The sequence below is a fragment of the Acinetobacter bereziniae LMG 1003 = CIP 70.12 genome (genome assembly GCF_000368925.1).
GTDB classification, from domain to species: Bacteria; Pseudomonadota; Gammaproteobacteria; order Pseudomonadales; family Moraxellaceae; genus Acinetobacter; species Acinetobacter bereziniae.
On the sequence record NZ_KB849756.1, the window covers coordinates 357,016 to 371,863 of the forward strand.

A 14,848-nucleotide genomic window follows, 5' to 3' on the forward strand; every position below is an offset into this window, starting at 1 on the left:
AAAAACAGGAATATTACCCATAAAATAAAATACAAAAAATCTCGCATTTCCACTAAAATCGCTGTTTTGCGTTTTTAACCACACTTTATGACTAATCTCCGTACCAAGGATATTATTGCTCTAGGGTTCATGACTTTTGCCTTATTTATTGGGGCAGGCAATATTATCTTTCCACCCATTGTCGCTCAACAAGCGGGTGAACATGTATGGCTAGCAGCATTGGGTTTTCTAATCACCGCTGTAGGCTTACCTGTCATCACCATTATGGCGCTTTCAAAAACTGAAGGTTCGATTGCAATTTTAAGTTCACCTTTAGGCAAAGTTGCAAGTTTAATCTTGACTGTAGTGTGTTACTTATCAGTCGGTCCACTTTTTGCTACACCACGTACCGCTACAGTTTCGTATGAAATCGGTTTTTCATCTTACTTTGGTACAGGTGGCACTCCGCTATTTATTTATAGTGTGATCTACTTTGCCTTTGTTACTTTAGTGTCTCTTTATCCAAACAAACTGTTGGATACCGTAGGTCATATTCTTGCACCTCTTAAAATTATTGCACTTGCCATTCTTGGTATTGCAGCCTTTATCATCCCGACTGGTTCAATCTCTCCTGCCATAAATAATTATGCAACTAGCCCTGTTTCTGAAGGCTTTGTAAATGGTTATTTAACCATGGACACTTTAGGTGCATTGGTGTTCGGTATCGTAATTATCCATGCCATACATTCTCGTGGTGTCACCGACAAAAAACTGGTAACTAAATATGCAATCATTGCAAGTTTAATTTCTGGCGTAGGCTTAACACTGGTTTATATTAGCCTATTTAAGCTAGGTTTAGGTAGCCATGATGCAGCACCAAATGCAGCAAATGGCGCCGTGATTTTGCATGCTTATGTTCAGCACGCTTTTGGTGATCTTGGCTCATTATTTCTTACTGCTTTGATTTTTATCGCATGTATGGTCACTGCGATCGGTCTAACATGTGCATGTGCTGAATATTTCTCTGAGTTGACTAAGATTCCTTACAAAGTTTTAGTGATCATTCTGGTTTTATTCTCTTTAGTCATTTCAAATTTAGGTTTGACTAAATTGATTGCATTTTCTGTACCGGTTCTCAGTGCGATTTACCCGCCCGCTATTGTCGTTATTCTATTGAGCTTCTTTTGGAGCAAATTTAATAATCCAGCAACAGTGGTTGCACCAGTAACTGGCGTTGCATTCTTATTTGGAATTATTGAAGGTATTAAAGTTACGGAATTTAAAGATAGTTTACCGCTATTGATCCAAAACTTACCGTTAAATGAACAAAACCTTGCTTGGCTTATTCCATCATTGATTGTTTTAATTATTTGTGTCGTTATCGATAAAGTTAAGAAATAAAGCGTCTTAGCCATCGTCCTTAAAATTTGATTTTACCCAAATCTAATTTTAACTGTGATCAATAATTGTCATGTTTACCCAACAGACTGTTATTGTTTGCGACACAATTTAAAATCATTCAATGTATTGCATGTGATTAATCACACACTGCTAAAAATTACTTTTGCATTCTCAGTTTTGTCGATCATTTTTATTCTTTAGATGACAAGAACATTCCTTGAATATACACAGCAATCAACTGATTAAAGTTTAACCATAAAAACATATCAACTTACAATTTGCTGCAATCAAATATAAATTTTCATCATTGATCATAATTTATTATAAAATTTGCATAAATATTGCATAACTTTCATCGACTTTAGTCAAAATTCTCTTGCACTTGTTATAAGTTGCTGTATTTTAATTTGATAACCACTTCACACTTCTTCAACAAAAAATACACTATTTAAGAAAAAAATCACTCATATTTTCATTTTTTATAAAATAAGTCATGTTTGTAATAAATATGTCATAATTATTTTGAATAATAGAGGTATTTGCTCTTGAAATAATAATTAAATGTGGTACAACTAAATAAACCAATCCAGACTAAAACAATTTGGTTTTTGTCGAGCAGACAGGAGGTATGGAGATGTTATCATTACATTTCAACAAGCAAGTCTTCATTAATTCTTTGAAGGCAAACACAAAATTAGTCACATATTTGAGTACAACAATTGCCCTTTTGGCTACTCTGCTCATCCACGGACTTATTCAAGGCAATTTAAAACCTGAATATTTTGCTTATGCATTAGCGGTATCTGCGGCTTTCTATATTTGGGACGTTGTAGATCATAAATCGCGAAAACTCGCAAAAATCACTGAATAAAAGATGGATGCCAAGCATCCATCTTTATCTATAACAAAAAATTATAATAATCCTTTAATCATCCCTAAAAGCAAGATTCCTGTCGCAAAAATCTCTCCAATCACCAATAAAATCATCGCTAAACGAAGTAAAATTTTCGGTAAATGTACAGCACCTAATTGATGAGGTTGCTTAAATTGGTTGGTCGTATCTTTGAGCCAACCATGTAAAACATAACTTGCAATAGAAAAACTAAAAAAAACTAAATTTACGATCACACAGAGTAAATTAATTATTTCCTGGAAACTCGAACAATACGCCATCACAGCTAAAATCAAGCTAGCAGGCGCGTAAAGCAAGCTACTTCGATGTGCTATATCGACATAGTAGTGTGCTCTGGCAAGTTCTGAACGACTGATCTGGACGTACTTCCAGACACCTGTGAGCATCCCTACCCACAAATAAACCCCACTAAAAATAAGTGCCAGTTTTACCGATAAATTTAAAGTGATTAAATCCATTTAATAAAGTTCCTATTTTTCCTTATCACATTCAGATCTGACTTAAGAGTCATCTTTCAAACAAGTTTCTTTTTAGAACTTGTGTAAAGTAGTTTTAAATTGAACAGCTTTGGATTGTACTATGACAATATATGAAAATTTAACCATAAGCTGCGCAGATAGCTATAGCTTAAGTGCACGTTTTTATCCGGCAAAACAATCAACTCAGCACTTACCTGTACTGGTTTGCCCTGCTACAGGAATTACACAGGGCTTTTATCATCATTTTATCGAATGGCTTACTCAACAAGGTCTAGATGTGATGGTCTTTGATTTCCGTGGTATTGGAGACTCATTACATGGACCATTATCTCAATCCAAAGCAAGTATTCAAGATTGGGGACAGCTCGACATTCCGGCCGCCATTGAGTCACTTTTAAACAAGACAGGAAAGAATCAACTGACTCTCATTGGTCATAGTGCAGGGGGTCAGTTACTCGGTATTGTTCCAAATTATAAGAAAGTCGCACAAGTTATTTCGATATCTGGCTCTACTGGTCACGTAAAAGGACTTAAAGGTCGTACTAAACGCTTAGCACCTGTCATGTTTAATTTAGTCTTCCCAATTTCCAATCGCATCAAAGGCTATGGTGCAACTAAAATGCTCGGCATGGGAGAGAATCTACCGCAAAAAGTAGCACAGCAATGGGCTGAATTCTGTAGCCAACCAGGTTATGTAATAAATGCTGTAGGTAAAACCGTATTTGAAGATTATCATCATGAGATCGAGTGCCCTATCACCTCTTATTGGTCTTCAGATGATGAGATTGCAACTTCCACTAATGTAAAAGACCTGCTTCGTCTTTACCCTAAAGCCGTAACTGATATGATCGAGCTGAGCCCACAACAACATGGTCATAAAGTGATTGGGCATATGTCAATGTTTAAGAAAAGCCATCAAAATCTCTGGCCAATCATGACCCAAAAAATATTTAATCAAAAACTTTAGTTTTCAGCACTTAAATACGTAATCCTGTTTAAGTGCTCTTTTTATTCAAAAAAATGCCTCAGGACTGAGGCATTTTTATCAAGGATGAATGATTTAAATCACTTTACAAACAATGATTATGAAAACTGTTCTGGACGAGTAATTTTTACCGTTTTGATTCGATTCTCATCCATTTCAATCACTTCAAACCAAATCCCTTCATGCTCTATTTGCGTACCCAAATGCACATCGCCTTGCGTTTTATCGAGAATTAATCCAGCGACGCTAAAGTAGCCAGAATCCTCTTGAACAAGGTCAAGCATTCCCAACTCCAATTCAAGTTGATACAAATCAAGCATACCTGATGCCTTCCAAGTGTTTTCATCCACTTTAATCAGCTCCAACTGTTCATCTGCATCTGGAAACTCACCTGCAATGGCTTCAAACACATCAAGCGGAGAAATCAAACCTTGAATATTTCCAAACTCATTACTCACCAAAACCAATGAACCTTTGGAAGTTCTTAGTGTATGAATTGCATCAATGACCTTCATTTTCTCAAAAATAAAGATGGGACGATTACGTTTCAATAAAGCTTGAAGCTGTTCTGGCTCGTCCAATACATCAATTAACTCTTTAGCACGAACAACCGTAACCACTTTGTCTAATTGCCCACGACAGACAGGGAATAAACTATGCGGTACAGCTAAAATTTGTTGACGTATGCTCTCTGCATCATCTTCTAGGTTAATCCATGAGATCTGAGTTCTTGGTGTCATAATCGATGCTACAGAACGTTCCGCAAGGGTAAGTACGCCACCGACCATATAACGTTCTTCATCACCAAACGCTTTTTGTGCTGCTAAAGCTTCAGGGCTTTGCAATAAATCAGCATCTAACTTACTGCCCATCAATTTTAGAATTGAATCCGCAGTACGATGACGCAATGGCGTTTTAGCTTGATGTTTTTCAGCATTACGGCTTGAGAATTGATTAAATGCTTCGATTAAAATCGCAACGCCAATACCTGAGTAGATATAGCCTTTCGGAATATGGAAACCAAAACCTTCCGCAATCAAGCTAACCCCAATCAACAATAAGAAGCTTAGACATAGAATCACCACTGTAGGGTGCTTATTTACGAATGTCGTCAATGGCTTAGATGCAATTAACATTACAATTACAGCAATCGTAACTGCCGCCATCATCACATAAATATTATCCACCATACCAATCGCAGTAATCACCGAGTCTAGTGAAAATACAGCATCTAAAACAATGATTTGGGCAACAACAGCCCAGAAGCTGGCATATACAGCAGCACCTGAACTTTTGACTTCAGGCTTCCCTTCCATTTTTTCGTGTAATTCAGTGACAGCTTTATAAACGAGGAACAATCCTCCAAATAATAAAATTAAGTCTCGTCCTGAAAAGGATAGTCCCCCAAATGCAATTACAGGTTTAGTTAAAGTGACTAACCAAGAAATAATCGTCAATAAACCTAAACGCATGATCAACGCCAAAGAAAGACCGATGACACGTGCTTTATCTCGTTGTTCTGGAGGAAGTTTATCTGCAAGAATGGCAATGAATACCAGGTTATCGATACCCAGTACAATTTCTAAAACGATAAGGGTTAAAAGTCCAACCCAAATTCCAGGGTCTAATAAAAATTCCATTATTAGATCTCCCGATTATTCTTATAAGTATATAAATTGGAGAAAAATAAGCTTAACCTACACGGCGACGGATCCATGAATGATACCTTTTCAACTAAATTACTTTAATTATGCACAATATCGACGACTTGTAATTATATTTCATGAAATTTTTACATTTATTTAATCTTTAAGTATTATCGATTTTTTCAAAGCTACATCTGATTATCAAGCTTTCGCGCTGTTGCCAATAAGAGATTCAATAACTTTAGAAAATAGTCGAAGATTTCGATAAATTTTAATTATTTTTCACCTGTTGATTTTATTGATTTTTTTAAATTAAAAATTGATATATTATGCATTTATACAAAAAAATTGTGAAATTCATTGGCTACAATCGACAATATTTTTCATAAAGCCAACTTGGTTTTTTTTATTTTTCAGATATAATAACAATTGATGTTAATTTGTTTAACAAATAAACCTATTTTGTTGCAAAACATTGTTGAAATTTATGGCTTGAATCATGGAAATAAAAACGTTGAACAAAGTTCTTCATGATTGTTTTTCAAACAATGGCTAAACCATCTTTCATTTTGATTAGCAATAATCAAAGGGGTTCACTGTCGATTATAGTATGATTTTTTTAAGAGTAACTAATCAATTCAGTTTTTTTAAAAAAATTATAATGCACTATAAAGACTGTAAAACATGAAACTGGTAATCAAGCAATTGCATGAAGAAGCAACTATTTTCCGCTATATGAAGTTGTCACCTATTCATATAAAAACTGCATTTTAATGTATTTTTGGAATAGTTTAACTTAAGTTAATTTTCTAGATGGATCTATTTTTCGTCGATTTTTCTAGTTTTTTGGCATTAAGTGTGACGCACATATTGATTCAGATATTCGAAATAAAATATTATTAGTGCTTAACATATGGCAATAATTACAAAAAAACAGGGACATTCAGATGACTAAGAAATATTCAAAATTTCTGCCTTCTGCGGAAAATTTTAATATTGAAAATTTTCCTTATTATTGGGTTACACAAGTCCATGCTCAGTACGTCTTAAACTTAGATCAAGTGCTCAAAAAGTATGGGGTTGATAATTCACGGCGTCGTTTATTGGTTTCCTTAGAAGCCAAACCTGATGCCAGTGTATCTGAGCTTTCCGAAATGATTGTCTCTAAAATGTCGACAACCACAAAAATTGTCTACCGTTTAAAAGAAGAAGGGTTAGTAGACACGTATTCTTGCAAAAAAGATAAACGGATTACACGCGTCTGTTTAACTGAAGAAGGGAAACAAATAACCCAAAAAATCAATGACTTAATGGGTGTGATTTTAGAGCAATCCTTTGAAGGACTTACCCCACTTCAAATTGAAAAAACCATAGAGAATTTAAAAATTATTTTTAAAAATCTTGCACATTGATGTTGAAAATTATTCATCAAATATACTTAACTGTGGAGAGTTGATGTCATTACGTTGTTTAGGACAATAAAAGCATTCAAACTCCTCCACAGGAAATCCCTCTATAAAACTCGAAATATCAGGCTGTTTCAAGTTCAGCCACGCATCCAAGCGATGATGTGGAATCACGACAACAGAACGCTTATCTGTTCTGGGCTCATGAAACTCACTCATCATGGGATGAAAATGAGCATCCATGCTAATCATAGTTGCTGACCGAATTACTTCACCATTTTTTAACCGTGCAATTTCATATAATGCTGCAATATAAAATGCCTGACCATCCTTCCGTCTAACACCCCATCGCTGTGGCTTTCCATTGACATACTTAGACTCGTAAAACTCAGTAACGGGAATAACCCCGAATTGGCATTTACTCAATGCTTCTGTAAAACTACGTTTTTCTATCAATGTTTCATTACGCGCATTATAAGTATGCTTCCCCGCCTCTTTATCTTCAGCCCATTTTGGAATTAAACCAAAATTGACCAAACGCCACTCAAGACTTTTTTGAGCGTTAAAAAGTAATGGCATTGCAAAACTAGGAAATACTTCTGGTTGATATGTAAAAGGAATAGCAGGTAAGCCAAGTTGTTTTACTTGTATGGCTGTGATCGGTTTAAAATTAGCACACATAAAAAATGATAATGGATTGATCACATTCATTCTCTTTATTTTATGAATGTGATCTAACTCAATACTCCTGATATATTCAGAATTAACCTAAGTCCATCTAAAATAGCTTATCCAAAGATTTTTTTAACTTTCGCACTTAAACCATGGAAAAACTTATGTTTAGCATTGGCTTTTTCACTGGTCAAAAAGTTAATTTGAATCGATTGGCGCTGCCCTTCATAAGGAATATAGCCATGCCAACCATTATCAGTAACTTTAAATGCAACCAAAGAACCAGGACCAGCGCCAATCTCAGCAACATAGTTATTGATATCTTTGTCGTCATTTAAAATACGTAAACGACCATTCGGTGCATCCCATGATTCATTTAGATAAATCAGAATAGTCAACAGTTTACTTTTAGAATCACTGTGAATACGTCCATCTTTTTGGCGAGAGTAACCACGTAAAGTGATCATCATCGGATGTTCCATCACATTAACATCAAATTTATCTGTCAGAATTTGGCGAAACTCTGGTGTATCTAAAGATTTTAAAAAACGATCAAAATTAGGCTTAATTTCTACATCTTCAATATTAAAACTTCCACCTTGTTCAATCTTTGGGAAGTCCTTGATCACTGCTTGAACTTCACTGTCTGCCAACGCATTTTCAACCACAAAAAACGGATAAGGTGTCGTGACGACTTCAGCATTTTTCAGCGCATCTAATTTCAGAATTGATGTCATTTATAATTCAACATAATAATTAACTCCTTTAAATTGTAGCAGAGTTTTCATGTTGTTGGCTTAAACCAGAATCAGCGAAAACAAATTTTCTGGACTTAAAACTGTCTTTTTGCCACTTTAGAAAGCCATAAAGCCTCCGAAGAGGCTTTATGTTTGATTTAAAATCTACAGTGTAAAATTAATCACCTGTATAACCTTTTAATTTTAAACGGTATGCATGCAATAATGGTTCAGTATAGCCTGATGGTTGCTCACCGCCCTTAAAGACTAGATCATAAGCAGCTTTGTAAGCATAACCATCGAAGCTTGGTGCCATGTTGGTATATTCTGGATCATTGGCATTTTGCTCATCCACAATTTTTGCCATACGTTGCATAACCTCTTCAACTTGTTGCTGAGTTACAATGCCGTGACGTAACCAGTTCGCAACATGTTGAGATGAAATACGCAATGTTGCACGATCTTCCATTAAACCAACATTATTAATGCCAGGCACTTTAGAACAGCCTACGCCCAAGTCAACCCAACGTACAACATAACCCAAGATCCCTTGAAGATTGTTTTCAAGCTCTTTGGTTTTCTCTTCTTCAGTCCAGTTTGTATCAGTCGCCAAAGGTGGAGTAAGTAAATCATCTAAAGGTAAAGCTTCAGTTTTCAACAATTCTTGCTGACGAGCTGAAACATTACACTGATGATAATGAATCGCATGAATCACCGCACCTGATGGAGATGGAACCCAAGCACAGCTTGCACCAGCTTCAGGATGCTCGATCTTGGTTTTGTACATGTCTAAAAGCATATCTGGTTTTGGCCACATGCCTTTACCAATTTGTGCTTTGCCACGTAATCCAGCTTGAAGACCTACCATCACGTTACGGTTTTCATATGCTGGGAACCAAATTTGCGCTTTTACTTCACCTTTACGAACAAATGGTCCTGCTTCCATGAATGTATGGATTTCATCACCAGTACGATCCATAAAGCCAGTATTGATGAAAATCGTACGATCTTTTGCTTGAGCAATACAGTTTTTCAAGTTTACAGAAGTACGGCGTTCTTCATCCATAATCCCGATTTTCAAAGTTTTCGCTGGTAGACCCAATGCTTGTTCAGCACGTTCAAATAATTCAACAGCAAAAGCAACTTCTTCTGGACCATGCATTTTTGGTTTAACGATATACATAGAACCTTTACGAGAGTTCTTGTTTTCGTTTTGACCTTTGATGTCCGCAAAAGAAAGCAATGGCGTGATTAAAGCATCCATAATGCCTTCGTAAATTTCAACACCATCTACAAGGATCGCAGGGTTTGTCATTAAATGACCCACATTACGAAGCAACATCAAAGAACGACCATGAAGTGTCGTTTCACCACCAATGAGGTTCTTGTGGCTACGATCTTTGTTTAATTTACGGGTAACGGTTTTACCGTTTTTCTCGATAGATTCTTCAAGAGTACCCTTCATCAAGCCTAACCAGTTACGGTAGCCTTCAACTTTTTCTTCTGCGTCTACAGCTGCAATCGAATCTTCCAAATCTTGAATCGTCGTTACTGCTGCTTCTAACACAAGATCTTTAACGCCAGCCGCATCTGTTTTACCGATTGGACTATTTGCGTCAATTTCAATAATTACGTGCAAGCCATTATTGAGCAGTACGATTTCAACGGGTGCAGATTCTTCACCATTGAAACCCACAAATTGAGCTTCTTTTGCTAAAGTGGTTGTTGAACCATCTTTTAGCGTGACCACTAATTTTTTATCTTCAACTGCATAGCGAGTTGCATCTGCATAAGAGCCATTTGCAAGCGGGAATGTTTCATTTAAGAAGTTCTTTGCAAATGCAATAACTTTGTCGCCACGAACAGGGTTATAGCCTTTACCCTTTTCTGCGCCACCCTCTTCAGAGATCACGTCAAAGCCGTAAAGTGCATCGTATAAAGAACCCCAACGGGCATTTGCTGCATTTAGGCAGTAACGTGCATTACGCACAGGTACAACCAACTGCGCACCAGCCAATAATGCGATTTCTTCATCTACATTTTCTGTGCTGATTTGGAAATCTTCTACTTCTGGTAATAAGTAGCCAATTTCTTTTAGGAAAGCTTTATAAGCTTCAAGTTCAAATTTATTGTTGCGGTGCCATTCATCAATTTTAGCCTGAATCTCGTCACGCTTTGCTAAAAGCGCCTTATTCTTTGGGCTAAGATCGACAACAACTTGCTCAAAGTTTTTCCAGTATGTTTCACTGTCTAAACCAGAACCTGGTAGTGCTTCATTTTCGATGAAATCGTAAAGTTCTTTAGCAATCGCTAACTTGCCTTTTTGAATACGTGCAGTCATTGTCTTTCCTGATATTGCTACTTTTTATAACAAGAGTTTCTAGTATACCGATTTAAACCATGCTGAATAGTATTATCACATTCCTAAATAGTGATCATTTTAATTAAAATAAATACATACATTAACTTAAAAAATAACGATCAGAAATCCGACAATATCATCAACTTGAATGGCTATTTACAGTGTATAAATTTTTTAAAATGTCTAAATTAGACCAAAGTGCTGAATCTACGCTAATTTACTCATTTTTTAATACACTTTTTTTCCTTGAGCAAAGATTAAGCCACGAATAAAGCTAAATGTCGATAAAGTAAAGTGATATTTCTATGTAAAGAATTGTTCGATCCTTTATGGCTTGAATTTTTAGCTCAATGATTGTCTGGAAAGTATGATCAACTCGTTTTTAAGGAATAACTAAAGTGAACTGAGACACTCTATGGTTGGTTGTTTTGTTTTAAAATTTGATAAAATCAACGCAAATAAAAACCTGCTTAAAATTGGTCTCTTAAGCAGGTTAAATTTGATCAAACGAAAATCAGGCATAAATCAAACATAGATTTGAGATTTGATTTTTTTGATCTGATACAAATTTAGTTAAATGTTTTGAAACGTGCAGCATCATCAATAAATGCTTTTTCACCAGCAGGTGCTTCAATTGAACCAAATACCAATTGCGCACGAAGTTTCCAATCCGCAGGGATTTCAAAAGTTTCTGCAACTTCATCATCCACGATCGGGTTATAATGCTGTAATGAAGCACCAATACCTGCTTCAGATAAAGCTGTCCAAGCTGCAAATTGCGCAATTGCAGTCGAGTGTTCAGCCCAAACCGGGAAATTATCTGCATAAAGTGGGAATTGCTCTTGCAAACCTTTCACTACGCTTAAATCTTCGTAAAACAACACCGAACCTGCGCCAGCAATAAAGCTATTAATTTTACCAGCAGTTCCTTCAAATGCTTCAGCAGGAACAATTTTACGTAAAGTTTCTAAAACAATTGTCCAGAATTTTACGTGTGAATCACCAAATAAAATTACTGCGCGAGAAGATTGTGAGTTAAATGCAGATGGACTATGTTTTACTGCATCTTTGATGATTTCTTCAACTTTTGCTTGGTCTAAGCTGATATCTTTACCCAATGCATAAATTGTCCGACGTTGTTTGATTTGATTTAAAAATGACATAATGATAATCCTTCTTTGGCGCGATACGCCGTTTTCTTTAACATAGACAAAGTTTATTGCATGATTTTGACTGTTTCCATGCATAAATACATAACAATGTGTTCTATATTTAGAACAATATTAGAAATAGAAAGACTTTTAAACAATTATACCCCTATCCAAAATCACACTAATATACTGATTTTTATAAAAATTAAATCCATGCAGCTAATTTTAAAAAAATATTGTTGCCATTTTCTTCAAATTGTTATTGCGTAGACCACAAAAGAAATTAAGGTAAAAATCATCTTTAATTCAACACAGATCAAGCTATTCTCAGCATCTGGTACGCTAAATACTTTAAAGCATAAATTTAAACAGAAAATAAAAACTCCGCATCAAGCGGAGTTTCCAAATCAGCGAATCAGACTACAATCATTTATCTGTTTCAAATAAAGCAGCTACAAATGATTTAGCAGAGAATGGGCGTAAGTCATCTATTTTTTCACCAACACCAATAAAACGGATTGGTACATGTGTACGACTGGCAATATTAAATAGCACTCCACCTTTTGCAGTACCATCCAATTTAGTAATCGTTAGACCTGTAAGACCTACAGCTTCATCAAACATTTCCACTTGGTTAATCGCGTTCTGCCCTGTACCCGCATCCACAACCAACATCACTTCGTGCGGCGCTGTCGCATCAATTTTCTGCATTACACGTTTTACTTTGGTCAGTTCAGACATTAAATTGCTTTTATTGTGTAGACGTCCAGCGGTATCTGCGATAAGAACGTCAATTCCCTTAGCACGCGCACTTTCAAAAGCATCAAAAATTACAGACGCACTATCAGCACCATGACCTTGAGCAACAACAGCAATATTATTACGCTCCCCCCAGATTTGAAGCTGTTCAGTTGCTGCTGCACGGAATGTATCACCTGCGGCAAGCATGACTTTTTTGCCTTCACCCTGTAAACGTTTTGCCAACTTACCAATTGTAGTTGTTTTACCCACACCGTTTACCCCAACCACTAAAATCACAAATGGATTTTTATTTGGGTCGATATGCAATGGTTTTACTCGTGGGGCAAGTAATGTCACCAACTCTTCTTGCAAAGCTTTATACAATGAATGTGAATAGATCAAATCTCCACGTTCAGTACGCTCAGTTAAATTCGCAATAATGGTTTTTGTCGCTTCGACACCAATATCAGCAACTAAAAGCTGTTCTTCAACTTCTTCTAGCAATTCATCGTCAATCTCTTTCCCGCCGATCAATATGTTGACCATACCATCTGCGAAGCTTTTGCGTGATTTAGACAAACCTTCTTTCATACGACTGAAAAAACCACCTTTGGCTTTTTCTTCAGTCGCTTCAATCTGTTGTTCTTGACTATCAGCTTGAGTAGATTCCGTTTTCGGTATTTCTACTTTATTATTTTCAATAATAGGCACATTGACGGCTGGTAAACTAGGTAATGTGACATCGTCATCCCCGATATCCGCATCAATCAAGAATTTATTTTGCTGTTCTTGCATGCCGATTCCTTGAAAAGCATAGCGTTAAAAAAGAATGAGTTTAGCATAGATTGAAACATTTTTAGCGTTAAAGCAGTGATAAAACAAGCAAACCAAAATGCAACACGATCGCCTTGCTTTAACTGATTCATTTTTTAAGAATAGTTATAAATTTAGAATAATTTTTTTAGGTCATCTGTGTATATTTTGAAATCTAAATTCTTACAACTTATGCAACACTCCAAAGTTATTATTGCGCCTTTATTATTCTTATGCACTTATACTTTCAATACTCAGCTTCATTCAGCCCCAGAAAGTCAACTTGCACGTACAACTTTTGAAACCACGCTAAAGAATGGTCTAAAAGTCATTATCCGCGAAGATCACCGCTCCCCTATTGTCATGACTCAAATTTGGTATGGTGTCGGCAGTAGTGATGAATCTGGGAATGTACTCGGTATTTCTCATGTACTTGAGCATATGATGTTTAAGGGAACAAAGAAAGTTCCAGATGATGAGTTTGCTCGGTTAAGCCGAATTTATGGTGGACGTACTAATGCAGCAACCTATACCAATTACACCAATTATTATCAGCTTTACCCTAAAAAATATTTTCCCTTGGCTTTAGAACTTGAAGCAGATCGAATGACCAATTTGGTGTTGAGACAGCAGGACTTTGACCCAGAAATCAAAGTCGTTATGGAGGAAAGACGGCAAAGAACAGATGATAATCCACGTAATCTTGCTTTTGAACGTTTTAAATGGATTGCCTATCCAACCAGCCATCATCGACAACCCGTGATTGGATTTATGAAAAATCTACAAAATATTCGTTTAGATGATCTCAAACATTGGTATCAAACTTGGTATACACCCAATAATGCAACACTCGTTATTGTAGGAGATGTCAACTCAGAACAAGCATTAAAACAAGTCGAAAAATATTTTGCAGCAATCCCGAAAAAAGAACTTCCTGATCGCAATGATGTGCTGGAATTTGATCGAATGGGTTATCGACATATGGAAGTCCACCTCCCAGTACAAGTTCCAAACTTGTTTATGGCATGGAATGTTAAATCTATCGCTACAGCAAAAAACCCACAAGATGCTTATGCATTGACCATCATTCAGTCCTTACTCGATGGGGGAATTTCAGCACGTTTGCAAGATCGTTTAATTCGCGATAAAAAAGTGCTTACTGCCATTAGTGTCAGTTATGATCCGTATAATCGAGGTGACAGCTTATTTATGATTTCGGCAATACCGAGCGATGGTGTATCCCTGCCAGATGCGCAGAAAGCAATAGAAAAAGAAATGAACTTATTTAAAACAGAATTAGTTAATCAAGCCGAACTAGATCGCGTAAAAAATAACTTCGTTTCCAATTTAATTTACAGCCAAGATGATATTGGTGGTCAGGCCAACATGATTGGCAACTTAGAAGTGAATGGTTTAAGTTTTCGTTTGATGGATGAATTGCCAAAGCATTATGACAAAGTGACACCACAGGATTTAAAACGGATTGCCAATATTTATTTTGTCAAAGACAATCTCAGTAGTATGTATTTATTACCCGAAGATTCAAAAGAATAAATAAGGAAG

General features: G+C 36.2%; 12 protein-coding genes. 5 read left to right on the top strand and 7 right to left on the bottom strand.

Annotation, left to right across the window (positions count from 1 at the left end):
• Positions 1–87 precede the first annotated feature (87 nt).
• A complete protein-coding gene (brnQ, locus tag F938_RS11775) occupies positions 88–1,380 on the top strand; it encodes a branched-chain amino acid transport system II carrier protein (protein WP_004830411.1) in 1,293 nt (430 codons plus the stop codon).
• Positions 1,381–2,014: 634 nt separating this feature from the next.
• The gene (locus F938_RS11780) at positions 2,015–2,251 is read left to right on the top strand and encodes a hypothetical protein (protein WP_004830410.1); all 237 of its coding nucleotides are present in this window, start codon (positions 2,015–2,017) and stop codon (positions 2,249–2,251) included.
• A gap of 41 nt (positions 2,252–2,292) precedes the next feature.
• On the opposite strand, the gene F938_RS11785 is transcribed toward F938_RS11780, so the two are convergent.
• Entirely contained in the window at positions 2,293–2,751 is a 459-nt protein-coding gene (locus F938_RS11785; RefSeq protein WP_005032019.1) for a hypothetical protein, read from the bottom strand.
• Between the two features lie 121 nt (positions 2,752–2,872).
• Between F938_RS11785 and F938_RS11790 the strand changes: the two genes are divergently transcribed.
• Positions 2,873–3,739 carry an alpha/beta hydrolase family protein gene (locus F938_RS11790; RefSeq protein ID WP_005032021.1) on the top strand — a complete coding sequence of 289 codons (867 nt, stop codon included), beginning with the start codon at positions 2,873–2,875 and terminating at the stop codon, positions 3,737–3,739.
• 116 nt (positions 3,740–3,855) lie between these two features.
• Here F938_RS11790 and F938_RS11795 read toward each other — a convergent pair whose 3' ends face one another.
• Positions 3,856–5,397 (bottom strand): TerC family protein, encoded by a 1,542-nt coding sequence (locus F938_RS11795; protein ID WP_005032024.1) that lies wholly within the window; start codon positions 5,395–5,397, stop codon positions 3,856–3,858.
• A gap of 953 nt (positions 5,398–6,350) precedes the next feature.
• Here F938_RS11795 and F938_RS11800 point away from each other — a divergent pair.
• The gene (locus F938_RS11800) at positions 6,351–6,815 is read left to right on the top strand and encodes a MarR family winged helix-turn-helix transcriptional regulator (protein WP_004830405.1); all 465 of its coding nucleotides are present in this window, start codon (positions 6,351–6,353) and stop codon (positions 6,813–6,815) included.
• Positions 6,816–6,824: 9 nt separating this feature from the next.
• Here F938_RS11800 and F938_RS11805 read toward each other — a convergent pair whose 3' ends face one another.
• From F938_RS11805 to ftsY, 5 genes are all read right to left on the bottom strand, one after another.
• Positions 6,825–7,490, bottom strand: coding sequence for an SOS response-associated peptidase (locus F938_RS11805; protein WP_026040436.1), 666 nt, complete (start codon positions 7,488–7,490; stop codon positions 6,825–6,827).
• Positions 7,491–7,597: 107 nt separating this feature from the next.
• The gene (locus F938_RS11810; protein WP_004830403.1) at positions 7,598–8,218 is read right to left on the bottom strand and encodes a 2OG-Fe(II) oxygenase; all 621 of its coding nucleotides are present in this window, start codon (positions 8,216–8,218) and stop codon (positions 7,598–7,600) included.
• 178 nt (positions 8,219–8,396) lie between these two features.
• Complete coding sequence (locus F938_RS11815; RefSeq protein WP_005032029.1) at positions 8,397–10,559, bottom strand: malate synthase G; 2,163 nt, start codon at positions 10,557–10,559, stop codon at positions 8,397–8,399.
• A gap of 590 nt (positions 10,560–11,149) precedes the next feature.
• Positions 11,150–11,743: a nitroreductase family protein gene (locus tag F938_RS11820; protein ID WP_004830401.1), complete on the bottom strand. Its 594-nt coding sequence runs from the start codon at positions 11,741–11,743 to the stop codon at positions 11,150–11,152.
• Positions 11,744–12,157: 414 nt separating this feature from the next.
• Positions 12,158–13,267: a signal recognition particle-docking protein FtsY gene (gene ftsY / locus F938_RS11825; RefSeq protein WP_004830400.1), complete on the bottom strand. Its 1,110-nt coding sequence runs from the start codon at positions 13,265–13,267 to the stop codon at positions 12,158–12,160.
• 210 nt (positions 13,268–13,477) lie between these two features.
• Here ftsY and F938_RS11830 point away from each other — a divergent pair, with 210 nt between their 5' ends.
• The gene (locus tag F938_RS11830; RefSeq protein ID WP_009584774.1) at positions 13,478–14,839 is read left to right on the top strand and encodes a M16 family metallopeptidase; all 1,362 of its coding nucleotides are present in this window, start codon (positions 13,478–13,480) and stop codon (positions 14,837–14,839) included.
• The last annotated feature ends 9 nt before the right edge of the window (positions 14,840–14,848 follow it).